The sequence below is a fragment of the Leucobacter tenebrionis genome (assembly GCF_019884725.1).
In the GTDB taxonomy this organism is placed as follows: Bacteria; Actinomycetota; Actinomycetes; order Actinomycetales; family Microbacteriaceae; genus Leucobacter; species Leucobacter tenebrionis.
Genome location: NZ_CP082322.1, coordinates 416,308 through 434,873, shown reverse-complemented (window position 1 = coordinate 434,873; position 18,566 = coordinate 416,308). Strand labels below are relative to the sequence as shown.

The 18,566-nt window shown below is 67.2% G+C and carries 13 protein-coding genes; 6 read left to right on the top strand and 7 right to left on the bottom strand.

Translation table 11 applies throughout. From position 1 onward, the window contains the following. Positions 1–128: 128 nt before the first annotated feature. Together KVY00_RS02000 and KVY00_RS01995 are read right to left on the bottom strand one after the other, a co-directional pair. Complete coding sequence (locus KVY00_RS02000) at positions 129–2,681, bottom strand: DEAD/DEAH box helicase (protein ID WP_223044090.1); 2,553 nt, start codon at positions 2,679–2,681, stop codon at positions 129–131. Beyond that, a complete protein-coding gene (locus KVY00_RS01995) occupies positions 2,681–4,786 on the bottom strand; it encodes a site-specific DNA-methyltransferase (protein ID WP_223044089.1) in 2,106 nt (701 codons plus the stop codon). The genes KVY00_RS02000 and KVY00_RS01995 overlap by 1 nt, the downstream gene beginning before the upstream one ends. A gap of 255 nt (positions 4,787–5,041) precedes the next feature. Between KVY00_RS01995 and KVY00_RS01990 the strand changes: the two genes are divergently transcribed. Genes KVY00_RS01990 through KVY00_RS01980 form a run of 3 tightly spaced genes read left to right on the top strand, consistent with a single transcriptional unit; the run spans position 5,042 to position 6,056 of the window. Continuing rightward, positions 5,042–5,575 (top strand): antirestriction protein ArdA, encoded by a 534-nt coding sequence (locus KVY00_RS01990; protein ID WP_223044088.1) that lies wholly within the window; start codon positions 5,042–5,044, stop codon positions 5,573–5,575. Beyond that, positions 5,575–5,778, top strand: coding sequence for a hypothetical protein (locus KVY00_RS01985; RefSeq protein ID WP_223044087.1), 204 nt, complete (start codon positions 5,575–5,577; stop codon positions 5,776–5,778). Before KVY00_RS01990 ends, KVY00_RS01985 begins: the two co-directional genes overlap by 1 nt. Before the next feature lie 41 nt (positions 5,779–5,819). Then, positions 5,820–6,056 carry a hypothetical protein gene (locus KVY00_RS01980; protein ID WP_223044086.1) on the top strand — a complete coding sequence of 79 codons (237 nt, stop codon included), beginning with the start codon at positions 5,820–5,822 and terminating at the stop codon, positions 6,054–6,056. Positions 6,057–6,144: 88 nt separating this feature from the next. On the opposite strand, the gene KVY00_RS01975 is transcribed toward KVY00_RS01980, so the two are convergent. From KVY00_RS01975 to KVY00_RS01965, 3 genes are all read right to left on the bottom strand, one after another. Beyond that, positions 6,145–7,848: an FG-GAP repeat domain-containing protein gene (locus KVY00_RS01975; protein WP_223044085.1), complete on the bottom strand. Its 1,704-nt coding sequence runs from the start codon at positions 7,846–7,848 to the stop codon at positions 6,145–6,147. Positions 7,849–8,019: 171 nt separating this feature from the next. After that, positions 8,020–10,464: a DUF7507 domain-containing protein gene (locus KVY00_RS01970; RefSeq protein ID WP_223044084.1), complete on the bottom strand. Its 2,445-nt coding sequence runs from the start codon at positions 10,462–10,464 to the stop codon at positions 8,020–8,022. Positions 10,465–11,668: 1,204 nt separating this feature from the next. Next, the gene (locus KVY00_RS01965) at positions 11,669–11,956 is read right to left on the bottom strand and encodes a helix-turn-helix domain-containing protein (RefSeq protein WP_223044083.1); all 288 of its coding nucleotides are present in this window, start codon (positions 11,954–11,956) and stop codon (positions 11,669–11,671) included. A gap of 208 nt (positions 11,957–12,164) precedes the next feature. Here KVY00_RS01965 and KVY00_RS01960 point away from each other — a divergent pair, with 208 nt between their 5' ends. Then, positions 12,165–12,935: a hypothetical protein gene (locus tag KVY00_RS01960; RefSeq protein WP_223044082.1), complete on the top strand. Its 771-nt coding sequence runs from the start codon at positions 12,165–12,167 to the stop codon at positions 12,933–12,935. Between the two features lie 20 nt (positions 12,936–12,955). Beyond that, complete coding sequence (locus KVY00_RS01955; protein WP_223044081.1) at positions 12,956–13,333, top strand: hypothetical protein; 378 nt, start codon at positions 12,956–12,958, stop codon at positions 13,331–13,333. Positions 13,334–14,055: 722 nt separating this feature from the next. Here KVY00_RS01955 and KVY00_RS01950 read toward each other — a convergent pair. Both KVY00_RS01950 and KVY00_RS01945 read right to left on the bottom strand, forming a co-directional pair. Beyond that, positions 14,056–16,260 carry a relaxase family protein gene (locus tag KVY00_RS01950; protein WP_223044080.1) on the bottom strand — a complete coding sequence of 735 codons (2,205 nt, stop codon included), beginning with the start codon at positions 16,258–16,260 and terminating at the stop codon, positions 14,056–14,058. A gap of 1 nt (position 16,261) precedes the next feature. Beyond that, on the bottom strand, positions 16,262–16,864 hold the full coding sequence (locus tag KVY00_RS01945; protein ID WP_223044079.1) for a MobC family plasmid mobilization relaxosome protein: 603 nt from the start codon (positions 16,862–16,864) through the stop codon (positions 16,262–16,264). A gap of 1,062 nt (positions 16,865–17,926) precedes the next feature. Here KVY00_RS01945 and KVY00_RS01940 point away from each other — a divergent pair. Beyond that, positions 17,927–18,505, top strand: coding sequence for a hypothetical protein (locus KVY00_RS01940; protein ID WP_223044078.1), 579 nt, complete (start codon positions 17,927–17,929; stop codon positions 18,503–18,505). The last annotated feature ends 61 nt before the right edge of the window (positions 18,506–18,566 follow it).

Here is an 18,566-nt window from a genome sequence, read left to right as displayed (position 1 = left end):
CCGCTTCTGCTTGTTCCTTCAATCATCGCGTTGACGATTGGGCTCACCCACTTGGTCAAGCAAGAAGCACCGCGGTAGTAGACAAGCCGGAGCAGCCAAGGATCCCCGGTATCTCCTTCCTCCTGACGTCAGTACCCCACAGCAGCTTCGTCGTACGCGAACCGTGCATCGGAGTGGTCCAGTACCTTCGCGCGCACCTCGGTGAGCTTGAAATCGAGCACACGCAGCTTCCCGTCGATCCGGCTGATCGCCTCGATCCTGTGGAACCGGTCGCCGTAGACCTCGGCGAATCTCGCCATGCCGTGCAGCTTCCATGCGGCGTCCGGCAGCCAGTGCCCGTGCGGGTCGACGATGCTCGCGCGCACACCGTCCTCCGTGTCGACGAAGAACAGGAAGTCCGGCCGCAGCGTGCGCCACTCGCCGTGCGAGTCGCGGTAAGCGATGCTCATGGAGTCGCGGCCGCCGGTCGGGTTTCGGTACCAGGCGAGGGCACCGGGACGCGCCATCTCCGTGTCGAGCACCTCGACCTCGTCGGGGTTCAGCTTGCCCACCGGGAACATGCCCTCCTTGTCCGAGAGGAGGTGCAGCGCCCGCCGTTCGAGGAGCTGCTCGCCATCGCCGACGGTGCGCTTGGTCTCCTCCTGGCGGTTCTTCGGCAGCGCCATCGAGATCAGCTGCGGATCGGTGCTCATCGCGGTGATCTCCGCGTAGAGGCTCTGCCGCGACTCGGGCAGGCCCTTGATCGCGACGCGGTGCTCGTCGAGCCACTCCTTCGAGATGGAGTCGGCCTCCTCGTCGAGCTTCGCGCGCGTCTGCGTCAGCATCGCGAGGGCGGCGACCCGGACATAGGCGTCGCGGTAGTCGTCCTCGTCGTCGGCGTCAGCCGTGAGGTGCTCGATGTAGCTGCGCGCCACGTCGGGCGTGATCGTGCGCGCGCCGCTGCGATATGAGTCCTGGATCGCGCGATCGTCCGATTTCTCACGAAAAGATCCGTCAGCACGAGTTCCGCGTCGCTGATTCCCATGAAGGGTTGAGCCTGCGACCGTGAGCACGTCCTCGCGAGCCTTGGCGAGGTCCTTGGCGTACTGGGCCGCTAGTCCGTTCAGCACGCCGTGGAGACGTTCGTGGGCAATCTTGCCCGCATCCGCCACGAGCCCGTCTGCTGCGAGGGCGTGCGCCAGCGATGTGACCCGCTTGATCGGGTTCGCGTGCTTGCGGGGCAGCGTCTCGGCGGGAAGGGACTGGAACAGCTCCCAGACCTCGTCGGGCACTGCGTCGTTCGGCGTCATGAGCTGCGGGTCGACGAGCACGCGCTGGCCCGTGTCGCCGCCTCCCGTGAGGTCGTTGCCCATGATCTTCTCCAGCACGAGGCTGGCCGTCGCCTTGCTGAACTTCGGCAGGATGCACTCGACGCTGTTGAGCAGGTCGTCGCCCTCGACGCGTCGTGCCAGGGGCGTGCGGATCATGCGCCCGAGCAGCTGCGTGATGTGTGTCTCGTCCTTCGCGGGACGGAACGACACCATCACCTCCGCTCGCGGGCAGTCCCAGCCAGTGCTGATCGCGTCCTTGGCGAGCAGCACACGGATGTACGAGGCATCCTGCACGCGCTCCGGCGAGATGTAGGGCACGCTGTGCATGCCGAACGTCTGGGCGGTGTGGTCGCCGAACACGTGGGCGATCGCGTCGGACTCCAGCTCCGGCCACTCGTCGCGGATCACGTCGATCGCAGAGGCCACCTCGTCGGCAGCGGGCTTGTTCGGTACCTGGAGCACCATCAGCGGCTTGATCGGCTCGGTGCCCTGCTCGGCCGCGTACGTCGCCCACGCGTCCGAGAGCGCCTTCACCTTGCGCACGCCGCGGCGCAGCAGCACCGTGTTGAAGTCGCCGGTCTCCGCCGGGAAGTCGAGCACGATGTCGTCCTTCAGGAGACCCGACTCCTGGATGCGCACGGGGTCGACCTGCACTGTGCCGAGGTGCACGCGGTTCGACTGGACCTCGGCCTCCGTCATCGCGGCCTCGAAGCGCTGCACGGTCGCCGAGATGCCCCACACGATCGGCACCGGCGGCACGCCGCTGTGGCCGTTGATGAGGCGCTTTACGATCGTCGGGGTGTCTGACGGGCGCTTGCCCATGCCGCGGTGCGCCTCGTCGAGGACCATGTAGAGCGTGAGGTCGTCGTCCTCGATCGTGCTCCGCAGCGTGTCCCAGAACGTGAACGGCACGGTGTCCGGGTGCGACTGGATGCCGTCGAGGGTGTTCGAGTCGTCGTGGCCGCGCACGAGCAGGCTGTTTCGCGAGAGCTTCGACGTGTTCAGGAAGTACACGTGGCCCGGGAGCAGCTTCGGGTAGCGGAACGGATGCTCTACGGTCACGAGCCTGTTGCGCAGGCGGTCCGAGGCCTGCTCAAGCCGGTGCCGGGTCTGCTGGTTCAGAGCGGGATCGTCACTGAACCACAGCACGACGGCGCCCTCGTCGGGCACGACGTCGAAGTCGTCGCTGCCCCAGAACATCGCCTCGATCACGGCGGCGGCCATGACGGTCTTGCCCGCACCCGTCGTCGCGGTCAGCGCCACGGACGAGACCCGCTTGCTCGCGCTCCGGTAGAAGTCCCGCGCGGAGGCGAGCTCGCGCAGGGTGTCGCCGACGGCGTCGGCCTGGTAGTCCTTCAGTGTGAACCGCATCAGATGTCACCTGTGCTCTCGCAGTTGCGCAGGTAGTCCTCGTAGAGGCGCACGGTCTCGATGCCCGGGATCTCGCTCGCGACCTGCTGATAGCGGCCGTCGTCGTCGGTGACGACGTAGGCGATGCGGATGCCCTCACGGCGCTGGAGCTCGGCGATGAAGTCGCTGGCGAGGTCCAGGTCCTTGAGTATGCCGTAGCTGTCGGCGACGGCCCAGCCGCCCTCTATCGAGTCGATCCGCTCACCGGTGGCCCCGGCGCGCAGCCAGAGCATCGGCGCGATGGCGGCGAACGCTTTGTCGGCCTCGACCATCCACGGTGACTCGTAGCTCAGGGTGAAGAACGCTGCGTTCTCCTCGAAGCCGTCGGCCATCGGGAACTCGTCGACGAACTTGTAGTCGCCCTTGATCGGCTCGCCGTCCGGCGTCTCGCCGGTGATCGCGGCGCGGATGCGGGGCTTGGTGATGTAGTCGCAGATGCCCCACTGTTCCCACTCGGCATCGCCGGGGCGGAGCCCCTGTTTGCGGAGCTTCGTCTGCTCATCGGCCGACACCTCGTTGTTCGTTACCGAGATGCACTGTCGTCGCCCGTCGTCCTGTTTGTTTAGGCGCATCACCGCATGAGCAGTCGTGCCTGAACCTGAGAAAAAGTCGAGAACGACAGCGCCGGGCTTTCGTTTCACAAAGAACCGGAGGATATCTTCCACCGCGTATAGCGACTTCGGGAAGGGGAACTTACGGTCTTGCAGCATTCCGTTGAGAAGTTGAGACCCATGGCGCGTGGCGTCATGGCTTTGCATGGTCCACTGATCCGTCGGAACAAAATCACGAGCCCCTTGAAGCGAACCGATCACAGACCCGTCTTTACGGCGACCGATGATCGTGATCACGCCGTCGACAATCCGGCGCTGCTCACCCCTGGCGAGATAGTAGAGACGAGTCTTCTCGCCGTTTAGCTTTCCAACCTTCACGTATCCCTCCGACGCAGCTTTGCGCGCAGCAGGAGCGCCAAGCTGCCATCGTCCCTCGGAGCCGTCGTTCCTGATCGGCCAAACCACAACTGTCCCTGGATCGGCTGGCGTGTCTTTCCGATCAGCGGTCTCTCCGATCGGGTCACCTATTCGTTCAATTCGCCCCGATTCGATGCCGATAAAAATCGGATAGAAGGTGTCCGCGTGGCCCTGGCGCTGTGGACTGGACCCGCTGCGCCAAAGCGTATTCCAGTACAAAGAGTCGCTTGTTGACACCTTCTTGGCCCCCCAGTCGCCAGCCAAAGGGAGTGGAACCGGCGCTGCATCACCCAGCATCACAACGAACAGGTATTCAGTTGAACGCGCGAAATAGCCGTCACGAGCCACACCGCCCGGTTTGATGACACTTGACACCATCTGGATACGTGCCTCGGGGAAGGTCTGCTCCAACAACAGCCCGAGCCGTAGGTACTCCTTCTCGTCGATCGTGACGATCAGGACCGAGTCCTCCGGCTTCAGCAGTCGCTTCGCGAGCTTCAGACGGCGCTCCATGAACGCCAGCCACTTCGAGTGGCGGTAGAGGTCGTCGCCCTCGACGTAGTCGTTGTTGTATTTCCAGTCGCGGGAGCCCGTGTTGTACGGCGGGTCGATGTAGATCGCGTCCACGGAGTGCTCGTGCGTGAACGTGAGCAGCTCAAGCACATGGAAGTTCTCGCCGTTGATCACCGTGTGGAACGGCTTGTCGCCACCCCGCTCGACAGTGCCGTCTGGTCGGAGGCCCGGATAGATGCGGTCGCGGAACTCGGCTACGAGGACCAGGTCCTCGACCGGCACAGACTGCGCCTCTCGCTCCTCGCCGTTCGGCGTCGACACCTCGGCGATGCCGCCGCTGATCGAGTCGACATGCCAGAGGCGCTGATCGCCCCGCTCGGTCGAACCCCTGGGAGGGAGCACGCGGACCTTGTTGCCCTTCCGGATGCGGTGCCCCGCCAGTTCGACGGCCTCGGGCGCATGGCGCTCGAAGTTCAGGCCGAACGGCAGGCGCTTCTGGAGCGGACGGATCTCGTCGTCGAGATCCTTCGCCAGCTTGGGATCGAGCTGTTCCAGCGTGCGCAGCAGGTCCGACAAGCGCGACATCGGCACCCCTTTCTGGCAAGACGAAAGAGCCCGCTATTGCGCGTGCGCAACGCGGACTCTCTCTGATCCTACTGATTGACGAGCAGGAGCGCGAAGGGCGTTCCGCTCCGGGCATGTTCGTCTCGCCCGGCTCCCGCCGGGCCGGGATCTCTTCCGGGAGCAGCACCAGGCGGCGTAACCGCGTCGATTCACAGAGCACGACTGCCTGCCGCCGGTGCTGCCTCCCGATCCGAGCATCCTGACGAGGAGGACACCATGACCACTGCCACCGAGACGATCACACCCCGCGTCTGGATCGGCTGCCTGGCCTGCTACAACGCTGGCAGGCTCGTCGGCGACTGGCACGACGCCACCGACGCAGCTGAGGTGAGCACAGCCGACGTGCACGGCCGCCAGAGTTCCCATGAGGAGCTCTGGTGCTTCGACATCGAGAACATCCCCGTGCGCCGCGAGATGAGCCCCCACGAGGCCGCCGAGTGGGGCAGGGTCTTCGACGAGGTCGACGATCACCAGCGAGATGCCCTCTACGCGTGGGTCGCCTCAGGCGACTACGTCGCAGAGGGCACAGGCGAGCTGCCGTGCACCTCAGATTTCGAGGAACGCTACTGCGGTCGCTGGGACTCGTTCGACGACTACGCGCGCCAGCTCGCCGACGACGTCGGACTGCTGCGCGACGTGCCCGAGGAGATCGCGACCTACTTCGACTGGGACAGCTGGACCCGAGACCAGCGGTTCGACTACAGCGTCGTCGATGCCGACACCGGCGTCCACGTCTTCAGGAGCTGCTGATGAGCGCGCGTGAGATCAGCGACGAGAAGTGGATGCGCTTCTGCCTCGACTGCGACCCGCCACGCCTGTGCCACCGGGAGCTGCTGTTCTTCCCGGACCTCGGCGTGCACCGGATCAGGATCTGCCCCGAGCACGGCGCCTGCGCGATGGAGACTGTGCTGTCCACTACGGGTTCTCCCTCTGACAGAGGAGATGTCCGATGAGCGTCCTGCTCGACCGTGGCACACGGTCTCAAGAGCTCTCCATGAGGCGCAAGCAGGCCGAGCTCCAGGAGCTCGTCTCCGCCTCGGAGAGGGCGTCGCTGCTGTCTGTGTCCGTCGAGGACCTGCTGCGCCTCCTGGGGGCCGTCCAGGCCCAGGTGCACGCGTGCAGGAAGGCGGTGGTCGCCGAGGCCCGCGCGACGGGGCACGGCGACAGCGAGATAGCGGCGATGCTGAGGCTGCATGTCAGCGACTTCGCGTCACGGTTCCCGGCCGCGTGAGCGCAGCGCGAAGTACCAGAGAGAGAACAGAGAGATCCCCGCAGCATCGTGCTGCGGGGATCTCTCTGTCCTGTTGACGCTGGCTCGACTAGCCGATCTGCTGCATGCTGTTCCAGCCCGTGCCGATCTGGACACGGGAGCCGAGCGAGCCGCCGTCCTTTCCTGGGTACAGCCAGAGCCTCCCGGCCTTGTCCCGGGCGATGACGTCGGCCCGGCCGTCCCCGGAGAAGTCGCCTACGCTGTTCACCAGGTACGGCGACCAGCCGCCGGTGCCGATCAGCGTGCGCGACTCGGAGGGGAAGCCCACGTTCCGGTGGTTGCTCGGGTACGCGTACAGAGCGCCCCCGGGACTCCTCACGATGAGGTCGGCCATGCCGTTGCCGATGATGTCGCTGCCTCCGACCGGGCTCCAGCCCTTCCAGCCGGAGTAGTGCTTCTTCTTGCTCGTGATCTTGCCGCTCTTGCTCAGGGTCCACGAGTAGAGGGCATGGTCTCCCTTGCCGACTCCGACCAGGTCGGCGATGCCGTCGCCGCTGATGTCGCCGGGCGACACCAGATCGCGGATGGACTTGAAGCCGGTGCCGATCAGCGTGCGCGAGCCGAACAGACCATTGCTCCTGCCTGGGTAGAAGTACAGCTTCCCGTCGCGCTTGTCCATCGCGACGAGGTCCATGTACTCGTCGCCGCCCACGTCGCCGACGGTCACGATGCGCATGTTCTGCCAGCCACCGTTGCCGATGACCTTGCGCGCCGCGAACCCGCCCTTGCCGTTGCTCGGGTAGACGTAGAGCAGGCCGCTGCTGTGCGCTGAGACGATGTCTGCCCTTCCGTCGCGGTTCCAGTCGATGGTGCCTGCGACGGCGGTCTTCGCCGTCGGCTCCGGCTTGCCGACGAAGCGCCAGACGTCGTAGCTGCGTCCGGTGCGGTCCTTCTCGGTCTTCAGGGCGTTCACGTGAAGCGCGGGCATCCTCGCGGTCTTCGACCCCTCGCCGCCGTAGGACGCCTCGGCGACGACCTCCTTCAGGCCGCCGTGGTCGCCGACCCACATGAACGTGTGGCCCGAGGCCTTGCCGTTCGCGAGCTTGAACGGACGGGTGAGGAAGATGTCGCCCGCCTTGTAGTCCTGCGGACGGTAGTCAGCGGTCGTGCCGATCTTCTTCCACCCGTTCTGCGGCTTGGTGACGTAGTGCCACTGGTTGAGGGTGAGGTTCGACGGGAACGACGGGTCCAGCGTGTTGTTGACGACCGTCGCCGTGAACGAGCTGCAGTTCGCCCAATAGCGGTCGTCCCGGGGCATCGAGATGTTGCCGGTGCCCTTCGTGAGGCCCACCGCGCGGGTGCGTGCCTGCTGGTACGACTTGTGCACGCGGGGGCGGTCGAGCGAGCCTCCGCCGGTGAACGAGTCCGGGTGGCTCTTCTTCCCGTACGCGGTGCCGGTGCCGTAGAGCGGGAAGCTCAGCGAGACCGCGAGCCTGCCGGCAGAGGCGTAGTCGGGCTTCGACGGCGGCGCGGTCGCCTTGGCGGCGAGCGCCTGGGGGCCCGCCGCGAGGAGTGCGCCCAGCTGCCGCGGCGTGATTGCGTCGCTCGCGTCGGAGGGCTGGTCCTCCAGGGCGATGCCCTGGTCGAGCGCCTCGTCGGGGCCTTCCGCGGGCGTGGTGAAGACGACCCCTGCCTGAGGCGCGGGCGGGGAGGCGTGCGCCGCCTGCGGGATCGCGGTCGCGGCGAGGAGCACTGCGAGGCAGGTCGCCGTGCACGCCTTGAGGACCCGTGCGGGTCCGGTGTTGATGCTCATTGGTCACTCCTTGGTGATGCGCGCTGCGCGCGCCCGGTGTCTGGGACGAGCGCTGACCGCCCGTCGGCATGTCTCCCGGGGCCGCCTGCGGCGGCCCGTGGCTTTGCGCGCTGCGCTCGGCGGATATGCTGGAAGGGGCGGCCCTAGAGGCCGCCCCTTCCAGTGCGCGAACTAGGCGACGGTGCTGTCGCCCGAGGTGTCGGCCGCCGTCATCCTGCGGCGCAGCACGGCGGTCCCGAAGCCGAGCGCGGTGAGCAGCGCGGCGATGCCGCCGAGCAGCCCGGCCTTGGCCCCGGTCGATGCGAGCGGATCTCCGGTGACGGCGCCCTTCGGGTCGCCGTTGTCCGGCTTCTTCGGGGACGGCAGGACGTCGGTCTCAGTCGAGTCCTCCTGCTCGTCCGCGCCGGGGCTCGTGGCGGTCGCGACGTTCACGACCTTGCCTGCCTCGACGTCGGCTGCGGTGATCACGTGCGTGAACTCGCCCTCGCAGCTCGCGGTCGACTTCTCGTCGGCCGGAACGCCGTCGCCGGCGTGGGGAGCGAGCACGGTGCCCTCCGCGAGGCACTCCTGGCCCTCGATGCCGAGCATCTCGTCGGTGAGCTTCACGCTCTCGATCGGAGAATTGCCGGTGTTGGTGACCTCGAAGCCCCACGAGATCGTGTCGCCGGCGTCGCCGTCGATGCCGTTCTCGTTGGTGTCCTCGACGCCCGTCACGGACTTCTCGAACTCGAACGACGGGGCGAAGGCGTCCTCGTCGACCTCATCGGTGGTCGGCGGCGCGTCCTCGGGGGTGAGCGTGGCGACGTTCTTCACGCTGCCCGCGAGGCCGTCCTCCTCGGTGATGACGTAGGAGAAGTCGCCCTCCTGCTGCTCGACGGCGAGACGGGTCTCGCCCTTCGGCAGCGAGTCGGCGAGCACCTCGTAGTCGGCGAGCCCGAGGAGCTCGTCCTCCAGCTTCGCGGAGTCGAGGGGGCCGTTGCCGGTGTTCTTCACCTCGAACTCGTAGCGGATCGTGTCCCCGGCGTCCCCGACGAAGCCGTTCGCGTTGGTGTCCTCCACATCGGCGACGCGCTTGTCGAGGTCGGCTCCGGGCTTGAGGATGTTGACGAGCTCGTCGTCATCGCACTTCGAGAGCGCATCGCCGGTCTCGCAGATGTTCTCGCCCGTGACCGCAGCGACGTTCTTCGAGCTGTCGCCGACGGTGTCGAGCACCTTCGCCTTGACGGTCACGACGCGGCTCTCTCCCGGGGCGATGTCCTGGGCGGGCCAGGTCACCTTGCCGTTCGCGAGCTTCCCGCCGTCGGAGGCCGAGACGAACCCGAGGCCGGTCGGCAGCGCGTCGGTCACGACGACGCCGTAGGCGGTGCGGTACTCCTCGGTGTTCTTCACCGCGATCCGGTACTCGACGGTGTCGCCGACGAGCACCTTCCCCGTGCCGACGCGGGTCTTCTCGGTCGTCACCGCTGCAGAGCGGATCTCGCCGTCGCCGGTCCCGCCGATGGCGGCGGAGCGCACGACTCGGTTGAAGATGCCGGACTTGTCGCCCGTCTGCGTCCCGTCCTGCACCGGCGAGCCGACAGTGGTGCCGTGGATCTCGGAGTCCGCCTCGTAGTCGAAGCTCGGGCGGTCGACCACGTAGTTCACGCGGATGGAGACGCCCTGGATGAGCTCGCCGTCGGTCGGCACCACGGTGCCGGCGGGGAGAGTCGCGATGACCGACCCGTCGGGCTGGCACTCGCTGTCCGCGCGGACCTCGGTCGTCGGGACAGCGAGGCCGTTCTCGTCGAGCCAGCGGATCGAGAACGCGCCGGGCCCGCAGATCTGGGTCATGCCCGGGGTCTTCGGGTGGACGACGACCTTGACGCTCGCGGGGTCGAGGGGCTTGCCCTCGCTGCCGGCACGGACGTCGCGGTACTGGGCAATGTACTGCACGTACAGCTCGTTGTCGGGGGAGAGGATGCCCGCGCCGCCGAGCACGCCGGTCATGTTCGGAGCGTTGCGGAGGACGTTGTACGCGTCGCCCGTGCTGAGCTCGGCGCCGCTCGGGGTCGCGAAGTCGACCGGCAGGCCGTAGCGGTTCTCGGCCGTCGCCTGCGGCGTCAGGGAGAACTCGAACGACGCGGTCACGTTCTGCAGGGTCCGCACGCTGTCGGCGAGCACGAAGGTGACGGTGCCGTTGCTGCTGCTTCCCTTGGCGGTGGCGACCAGCGTGCCGTCCGCCGTCTTGATCTCCAGGCCGCTGAACGCCTTCACCCGGTAGTCCGCGGTGTCGGCCTTCAGGACGATCTCGTCGCCGGGCTCGGCCCCGTCGGGGATCTTCAGGTCGCCGCTGACGACGACGGTGCCGCTCGTGTTCGAGAGGAGCTTTCCTCCGTCGGGCGCGTTCGCGGGGGCGTCAGGTCCGACAGCTCCGTTGCTCCAGTAGTTCTGGCCGACCGTGTCCCAGCCGGAGAAGATGCCCGGGTAGTTGGTGTCGGGGATCGCGGCGTTCGCCGCGGCGGGGAGGCCTGCGCCGCCCAGGCCGAGGACCATCACGCCGGTGAGGATCCTGCGGAGCGCCCTGCGCCCCGGCTTCTGCTTTGCGGCCGAATGGCCGCGGGTGGTCAAAGTACTCATAGAGCAACCGCCTATTCGCTTCTTGCTGCGGGCCGCGTATCAGATACGGCACGCGCAGCGGACATCTACATGGGATGAGGTCGCGTCAGGAGTTGTGTCGTGGAGGTCGTCCCTGATCCGAGCTCCTAAAGCCCGGGGGTGCCTCCTCCAAGCCTATCAGAGATTCACTCGTATATCACGCAATAACTAGCCTCTGAACTGGAGTTTTGCCGCGTCCGGCATAGTGTGGAAAGGCGCATTTTCTGCTCGTATTCGAGCAGAAACGTAGCTCTGTGCGCGGTTCTGCGGGGGCAGGGGAAACAGAACGGAGGGGAGTGGCATGAGCGCCGAAGAGGTGCTCGCGCAGTGCTCCGCGCCCTCGCTGGACGGCCGCCGCATCTGAATGAGGTCTCTCAACGTCGAGGTAGGCCGCAGGTGCGCCACGGCGGCACCGTCCGCGGCGCTCACAACCACTGCCGGCGCGACCCTGTGCGAGCACCCGTTGGGACCGGAACGTACCAGGAACGTACCACGAAGCGGTGCTCGTTCGAGGTGCGTTTCGCGTTCGCGGAACAAGCGGCAAAACTCCTGGTCACAGCACGTTTCTGGCACGCAAGGAGGGGTGCCGCGAGCAAAACGTACCACTTAGCGTTCCACGAAAAAACGACGTTCTCGGCCCCTAAACTGCACGCTGACCAGGGGTTTCATCCAAAACGTACCAGGAGTACCAACATTTCTGAAGTCTTTACATGTGCGTGTGTGCGTGCGCGTATGCGTGTATATGGTTCACCATTTTGTGGTACTCCTGGTACGTTTCTCTCTATATTTATTGATAAATCAGTAAAAAAGAGTGGAAAAACGTACCACGAAGGCCTCCAGAACGTACCACGAAGCCGAAAAAACGTACCACGAAGCATTTCTAAGTGGTACGTTTTGCCCTCGTAGGCTCCCGAAGCGCCTGTCACAGCCCCTGTCCGAGCTCCTCCTGGGCGGGGATCCCTCCTCCCAGAGCGGGCTCGCACGAGGGCTGAGGGGGTCTTCGCGGTGCGCTGCGGCTGGGCTGCAGCCGCGCCATGCGCCGCCGCTCCCGCGGCCCGAGCAGCCTCCCGTGGTGGGGATCGCCTGCCTCCCGAGGGCCGCGCCGCAGGCGCGATCGACGCACTGCGGCCGCCGCCGCGCGAGCTCTCGCTGCACGCGAACAATCCGCGCTCCGGCAGTGCTGCGACTACTTGGGCTTCCGCCGACCCTTCGGGTTCGCGTCGGCAGGCCGCTGCCTCGCCGCAGGGAGCTCCTCCCTGACCTCTCCCGCGAGCAGGCCCGCTGCGTCTACGCCCAGGTGGCCCGCGTAGTCGTCGAAGGTGTCGAGCGTCACGTTCCGCTCGCCGCGCTCCAGCGCCGCCAGGTAGCGAGGTGTGACCCCGATCCTCTCGGCGAGCTGCTCCTGCGTGAGGCCCCAGTGCCTTCGCTGCGCAAGCAGTCCCGCGCCGAGCCGGCGTCTCAGAGATTCCCCCATAGCTATCAAGCGTTTCGACCGGAACGCGTGCGTACCAGGTACAGAAGCGTTCCTATTGCGCTAGGGTCTGTTCATAGACGAGCAGAAATGATGCCCGTTGAGCAGAGACGGGAGCCACCGCCCGGTCGCTTCGCCAGCACCGGAAGACTCCAGCCCCCAACGGCCCGACCTGCAGGCGATACGCACGAGCAGGAAACGAGGCAACGCCATGCGCGCCATCATCAAGAAGAAGTCCATCGCGATCGCAGCTGCGGGGGCGGCCGTACTGCTCGCCCTGACGGGCTGCTCGGGCGCGCAGCCAGGCGACGGCAGCCGGGCTGCACCAGACAACGGCGCACCGAGCGACGCGCAGACCGGCGGTGCGGGAACCTGGGACTTCACGAGCGTCGAGGCGATGTCGCAGAAGCAGTCGATCACGTTCACCATCCCGGACGACCTCGCGAGCACGGTGCCCGGCTACGAGGAGGAACGGCTGTTCAGCTCGGTCACGATCACGGGCCTCGTGGTCGAGGACGACCCCTCCCGTTGCGCCGCGCGGCTCGACTTCGAGCCCGCGCCGGGCGTGGACCTCGTCGGCATGATGAACGAACGTGCTGCGAAGCTGAACGCCGAGCCCAACCGCTCCTCGGGGCCTGCGACCACGGCGGAGCCCGCTGGGCTGCTCTACGGGGCCGTAGGCGGAGACTCCAGGTTCGTGCCCCAGATCGGAGAGCCGGACTTCGAGAACCCTTCGGAGACGGGCCTGTGGCTGTCGGAGGACTTCACCCGGCTCACGCAGTTCACCAGGTGCGCCGCGCAGCCGTTCGACCCCGACGTGGAGGGCGTCGAGGTCGTGCTGCCGTATCTCAAGACCGAGAAGCACATCTACCCGCTCAGCGTCGCGAACGTCTCCGTGATGAAGAACGGCGATCTCGCGGTGCTGTCCGCCGAGGTGCGCGACTTCAGGCTCGACAGCACCGGCACCTGGATCGCCGACTGAGACGGAACCGCGCAGCAGCCATGCCGAAGAACGAGACGGAGTACCTGCAGGAGCGCTACCGGCCCAAGACCTGGCGCATCGAGAGCCTGCTCAACGAGCGCGCCGCCGAGGGCTGGAAGGTCGAGCTCATCGAGCCCAGGGACGACCTCTACATCGTCACCTACTCGCGCGAGATCCCGGCCCACGTGCCCGCGCCGCGCACGGAGACCCGAGTCCGGTCGACCAAGACCACAGTCACCCAGTCGGTGAACCTCCAGCAATTTAATGAGGATCTGAACGAGCAGCTCCGCGCGGGATGGACGCTCCAGCACCTCGCGACGTCGGTGATCCCGATGCAGCCGCTGCACACGGTGTACTACACCTGCGTGTGGCAGAAGGTCGAGGAGCGCACCGAGTGACCCTGGCGTCGCAGGCGCGACGCACGACCAGCAGAGCACTGGCCCCGCAGCATCGCGCTGCGGGGTCTTCGCTTTCACCGTGAGCATCGACCTGCTCGGAGGACCACTCTCCCCGAGGGGCTCGCAGACAGGAGGACCAGATCGCTCTCGACACCCCAGAACAGCACCTCGCCGAGACCAGACGAGGACCACGCTTATGACACTCCGGAGGACCACGCCGAGGACCACCGAAACCGAGGAGTGACCGAGCTTCGCACGAGCTTTGACCGAGGTTCGACGCCGGATCGACAGAGAAAGCACCGAGTCTCGACGGAGCTTCGACGCACACCTGACGGGGCTTCGACCGGCTTCTGACCGAGGTTTGACGTGTCCGAGGAATGACCGAGATTCGACCGACCTTTCACCGATTTTCGACGGACTTTTGACCGAGAAATGACCGAGCTTCGACCGAGGCAAAAAACACCGAGCTTCGACCGATTTTTGACGGAGCTTCGACGCACATTTGACCGAGGTTTGACCGGCAGTCGACCGACTCCTGACCGACGAATCACCGAGCTATGACCGAGGCAGAAATAACCGAGTAATCACCGAGCTTCGACCGAGTTTCGACCGACCTTCGCCCGAGTTTTTACCGACAGATCACCGAGCTTGACACGAGACGTTTTCACCTCGTGCCAACCTCGGTCAAAACCACAGCAATCAACCGACGCTCGACCGAGCCGCTACTCGTACTGCTCCTCGTCCTCGTCGGGGCCCTCCAGGAAGGCAGGGCCCTCGTCCTCGACCGGCTCATAGATGCCGAGGGCCAGCTGGCCGCGCAGCTCGTCGCGCTCGTCGTAGCGGCCCAGGTCGTGCATCCACGCGGCCACGCGCTTCTTCTCCTCGCGGAGCACCATCTGCTCGTAGACGAGCGGATCAAGCCGGTCGCCGTGCTCGCGCAGGAACTTGTCGCCGATGCCCTTCGGCACGGTGCGGTCGTCAATGCGGTGACCGTTGGCGAGGGCGAGCAGCGCCGCGCGCTCGAACTCCGGCAGCGCGTCCAGCACCGCCTGCACGCGGGGCGTGACGGGGCGCGCAGGCTGCTCTTTCCTTGAGATACCAGGCGAAGCAGGCACGGCGACGGGCACAGCAACAGGCCCCGGAGCGGGAGCGGAGGGGCTCGCAGTGCGCTCTGCAGCGCCCTCGGCAGGAGCGGCAGGACCGTAGTAGCCCAGCATCTCCTCGATCTCCTCGACCGAGTAGTCCAGCAGGCCGCGGCCGTCGACGAGGCCGTCCTCGTCTGTGCTTTCCGGCCCTTCCGTGGACGGAGCGGGAGCGGAGTCCACGGGCTGAGCAGTGCCCGTTTCCTCCTCGTCTACGAGAGGAATCTCGTGCGCAGCAGCCTCGGCGAGACGCGCTTCGCGCTCCGCCAGCGCCGCCGCGACGCGGGTCTTCTCCGCCTCGCTGCGCGCGGCCTGCTCGGCTCCGAGCTGCGCGAGCCTCTCGCGACGGGCCGCCGCAAGGGCATCGGCCTCGGCATCAGCAGCAGCCTGCGCGGCCTCGTCCTCTGCTGCCCGGCGAGCAGCGCGCTCCGCGATGCGGGCATCAGCGGCAGCATCGAGCGCAGCCTGCCGCGCATCAGCCCTTTTCTCCTGGTCTTCGAGGCGATCCTTCCACCCGGCGGGGTCGCTGCGCAGCTCTGCGGCGAGCCTCAGCACCGTCTCGTGGTCGCCGGAATCATAAGCCTCGCCAGCGAGGTCGTAGTCCACGGCCAGCGCAGCAGAGAACTCCTCCTCCATGCGGTCGAGCTGCTCGTCGCGGGCGTACGCCAGCACGTCCCTGCGGATCGCTGCGAGCTCGGCAGGGGTCGGCGCCTCCACGGGCCGCGGAGGGCCCGCCACGACGCGCTCAGGCCGCCTCTCGCGCGGGATCCCCGCAGCATTGGCGGCCAGCTGCCTCACGGCGCTCTCGTGAGCGTAGTGGTCGCCCAGCGTGGTGCCGCGGACGTTCTGCTTCATGTCGGGCAGCCGGTAGCTCAGCGCGCGGCGCTCCCGGGGCGTGCCAGCGCGCGTTATCCGCTCGTTTACGAGCACATCCTGCTCGGCCATCACTTCAATAAACGCAGCCAGCGACACCGCGCGGGGGTCGTCCATCGCAGACTCGAACGCGTCGCGGATGATGTCGTGATTAGATTTACCGCCCTGCTTCGCCATGCGGCGGTCGCGGCTGCTGCGCTTCTCCTTGCGGCGCTCGGCAGAAGAGGGGAGCCGCTGCGGCCCCAGGCCGTACTGCGCGCCGTGCTCGGCCAGGAACTTGTCAGCCCGGTCGCGCATCTTCTCGACGTCGGTGAGGTCGCCAGCGAGCTTCGTGCCCGCCTTGTAGAGCTTGCCGTCGACCACCTGGTCGGCGTACAAAGTAGCGTTCCGCACCACGTGCACGTGGAACGCCCTGCCCTTGCCGTCGGCCTGCCCGGTCGCCATGAACTGCTCGCCCGGGTAGTCGGTGCGCATCATGTCGTTGACGAAGGCGAAGGCGTACGCCACCTGCTCGGGATCGTCGGGGTTCACCTCGTCAGGTCCGAACGACACGATCATGTGCCGCGCCTCGGCCTGGCGCACGGTCCCGCCCGGATGGCGGACGTGAGTAGCAGCCTCGCCGTCGCGCGCCTCGCGCCAGATGCGGCGGCCGTTCGGCCTGGTGACGCGCACGTGCGTCGCGATCTCGCCCGGCTCGGGCAGCGCGTAGCGCGCGGGCGAGGTGCGCGTCGCGCCCTGCGTGCCGAAGCGCCTGCGCGTCACCGCGAAGTCGACCGCCACCGTCTCCGGGCGGCAGTGGTTCCCTGCGACGTGCAGCACGCGCTCGGCAGGGTCCTGCCCGGGCTTGGGCTTGACCGTGTAGCGCGCCAGGCGCGCTGCCACCTCGGTCGACGACACCACGATGACGGGCATGTCAGCGCACCCCTTGCAGCGCGCGGTGCTGCAGCGCGGCGTCGCGCTGCGCATCGCGCTTCATCGTCCGCAGGAGCTCCTCCAGCACGCGCCCGACGCGGTGCACGGCGTCGGCGGGCACCGCCTCGCCGCTGTTCGCGAGCTTGACGATCTGGTTCCAGTTGTTGCCGATGCGCTGCAGCTGGAACGCCTGCTCGGCGTAGCGCTTCGACACGTCCTGCAGGGCGTCGCGGAGCACCACGAGCGCCTCGGGGTCCTCGTGCAGGGCAGCGCGCCTGCGCTGCGCGAGCCGCTTCTCCAGCACGGCGTCCACCTTGTCCACCGAGCCCGAGGCGAGCGCCTCGTGCACCGCTCCCACGGCTGCGCGGAGCGCATCCGAACGGCTCCCGCCGAGCTGCTCGCGCAGCACGTCGAGGGCCGCGAGCTCCTCGGCCGACAGCCTGACGGCGACGACCTCGCGAGCCCCAGAGGTCGCCGCGCTGCGCGCGTCGGCTGGCGTGCCAGTCGCTCCGCTCGGGCCCGCCTGGGCGGGGTCGGACGCCTTCGCTGCCGCTGCGACATCCTCGCCAGACGTCGGGCGCTCTCTGTTCTTCGCTCTGCTCATCACCTGCGCCCTCCGAGTCCTCAGTCACCTGCACTGTCGCCACGGGCCCTTGCCGCTACGCACGCAGGCGCCTCCGGGCTCCATTTTAGGTGACTGAGTACTGGCAAGCAACCTGACCGTTTACGTTCTTCGCTTCGCTCGAACTCAACAGTCAGGCCGGTCGTGTCTGTCTCGCTCCGCTCGACATCCACTTCCTTTGCTTGCGGGAGGGCTGCCGCCCTCCTCGACCACCCGCACACGATGCGCTCTCCGAACCTGTTCGGTTCCTCCATCGCAACGTGGTCATGCCGACCCTCGCGGCTCGTCATGACACGCTCGCCGCACCGTGCGTTGCACGCCGCCGCTCGCTCTGCAGCGCACGTCTGCAGCACCCTGACACGGGTGCTGCAGAACGTACGCTGGCTCGCGTCACACGCGACGCTCGCGCGGTGCTCTGCTGTCGCTCGGCAGTGCCTGCCGAACGGCGCAGACCACCGCTCCGCACGAGGGAGGGGACCTCCCGTCGTGCGGGGGCATAGCCCCCGCCGGGTGGGGGTGTGAGAAGAGTGCGAAGACGCACGCGCACCCACGCAACGCACGCCAGCAGCACCACCCGCGCAGGAGGTGCGACCCCACGAGGAGACACCCCCTCCCAAGAGCGCCAGCACGAACAGCGCCGACACCAGCGAAGCGGCGATGCGCAGGCGCCCCAGCTACCGGGCAAACCAGCCCGAAGAACCCGAGCAGGGAGAGCACGACGACAAGGGCGCGAGGCACGCAGCGCGGGCCCGGAGCGGCAGCGGGGAGGGGCGGGCCCAAGAGCGATCGGAACAGCCGCAACCGCGCGTCAAGAGAACCACACCGAGGACCACCGCAGAACAAGGCCCGAGGACCACGTCCTGACCCCTCGGCTGCGGAGCGGGAGCGGAGCCGCCGTGTGGTCCTCCTGGCACGTCACGAGATAACCAATGTGGTCCTCATCGCTTCTTCCGGCCCTGCAGCGGGAGCGGAGGGGGCGGTGACGGGCGCATCGCGCGCACCCAGAAGAACAGCAACGACAAACACAGAGAGAGAAAGAGCACCATGACCGAAAGCAGCAAGATCGGCGAGACCGGCGACGGTAAAGCAGCCGCCGCCCCCGACTGGACCGTCGTCTCCTCGGCGACGGTCTACGACCTCAGCTACATGGACGACCGGGGCTCCAAGCAGCTCCTGCTGATCGGCTACGACAAGTCGCACGCCATCCATGCGGCGCTGGCGCACCTGCGGGCGGTCTCCGGCCCGCAGGGCTACGCGAAGCGCACCCGCAGCGGCTGGATCGCCCGCAATGATCCGCACAGGCCCGAGGGACGCAGCAAGCGCACCGTCAACGCGCTGATGCTCGTGCACGGCTCGGAGGGCGACCCCTCGGGGGTGCGTCCAGGAGTCAACACCGAAAGGCACGCAGTGCTGCGCGAACGCCGGGCCGACGGCATCACGACGGGGCGCAGGTTCGAGGCCCGCTTCGCCACCGTCCCGGACGAGAACATCTTCTTCCCGGAGGAGACCGATGGAAACCCTTCGGGTATCGTGCGCGTCTCGTTCGATGAGCAGCACGAGAGGAAGGCGCGCCACCTGGCACCGCAGCCGACGATCCATGTGCTGAATGCCCCCGGAGCATGAGGCGTGTGCTGCGCTTGCTGGTACGGGCAAGCGCAGCACGGCGTCGCAGTGCAGGCACTGG

What these genes read in the sequence shown, in the direction of transcription:
- KVY00_RS01980 (WP_223044086.1), top strand. Translation starts at nt 5,820, where the DNA reads ATGAGGCGCAAGCAGGCCGAGCTCCAGGAGCTCGTCTCCGCCTCGGAG.
- KVY00_RS01965 (WP_223044083.1), bottom strand. Translation starts at nt 11,956, where the DNA reads ATGGGGGAATCTCTGAGACGCCGGCTCGGCGCGGGACTGCTTGCGCAG.
- KVY00_RS02000 (WP_223044090.1), bottom strand. Translation starts at nt 2,681, where the DNA reads ATGCGGTTCACACTGAAGGACTACCAGGCCGACGCCGTCGGCGACACC.
- KVY00_RS01985 (WP_223044087.1), top strand. Translation starts at nt 5,575, where the DNA reads ATGAGCGCGCGTGAGATCAGCGACGAGAAGTGGATGCGCTTCTGCCTC.
- KVY00_RS01955 (WP_223044081.1), top strand. Translation starts at nt 12,956, where the DNA reads ATGCCGAAGAACGAGACGGAGTACCTGCAGGAGCGCTACCGGCCCAAG.
- KVY00_RS01950 (WP_223044080.1), bottom strand. Translation starts at nt 16,260, where the DNA reads ATGCCCGTCATCGTGGTGTCGTCGACCGAGGTGGCAGCGCGCCTGGCG.
- KVY00_RS01990 (WP_223044088.1), top strand. Translation starts at nt 5,042, where the DNA reads ATGACCACTGCCACCGAGACGATCACACCCCGCGTCTGGATCGGCTGC.
- KVY00_RS01970 (WP_223044084.1), bottom strand. Translation starts at nt 10,464, where the DNA reads ATGAGTACTTTGACCACCCGCGGCCATTCGGCCGCAAAGCAGAAGCCG.
- KVY00_RS01960 (WP_223044082.1), top strand. Translation starts at nt 12,165, where the DNA reads ATGCGCGCCATCATCAAGAAGAAGTCCATCGCGATCGCAGCTGCGGGG.
- KVY00_RS01975 (WP_223044085.1), bottom strand. Translation starts at nt 7,848, where the DNA reads ATGAGCATCAACACCGGACCCGCACGGGTCCTCAAGGCGTGCACGGCG.
- KVY00_RS01945 (WP_223044079.1), bottom strand. Translation starts at nt 16,864, where the DNA reads ATGAGCAGAGCGAAGAACAGAGAGCGCCCGACGTCTGGCGAGGATGTC.
- KVY00_RS01995 (WP_223044089.1), bottom strand. Translation starts at nt 4,786, where the DNA reads ATGTCGCGCTTGTCGGACCTGCTGCGCACGCTGGAACAGCTCGATCCC.
- KVY00_RS01940 (WP_223044078.1), top strand. Translation starts at nt 17,927, where the DNA reads ATGACCGAAAGCAGCAAGATCGGCGAGACCGGCGACGGTAAAGCAGCC.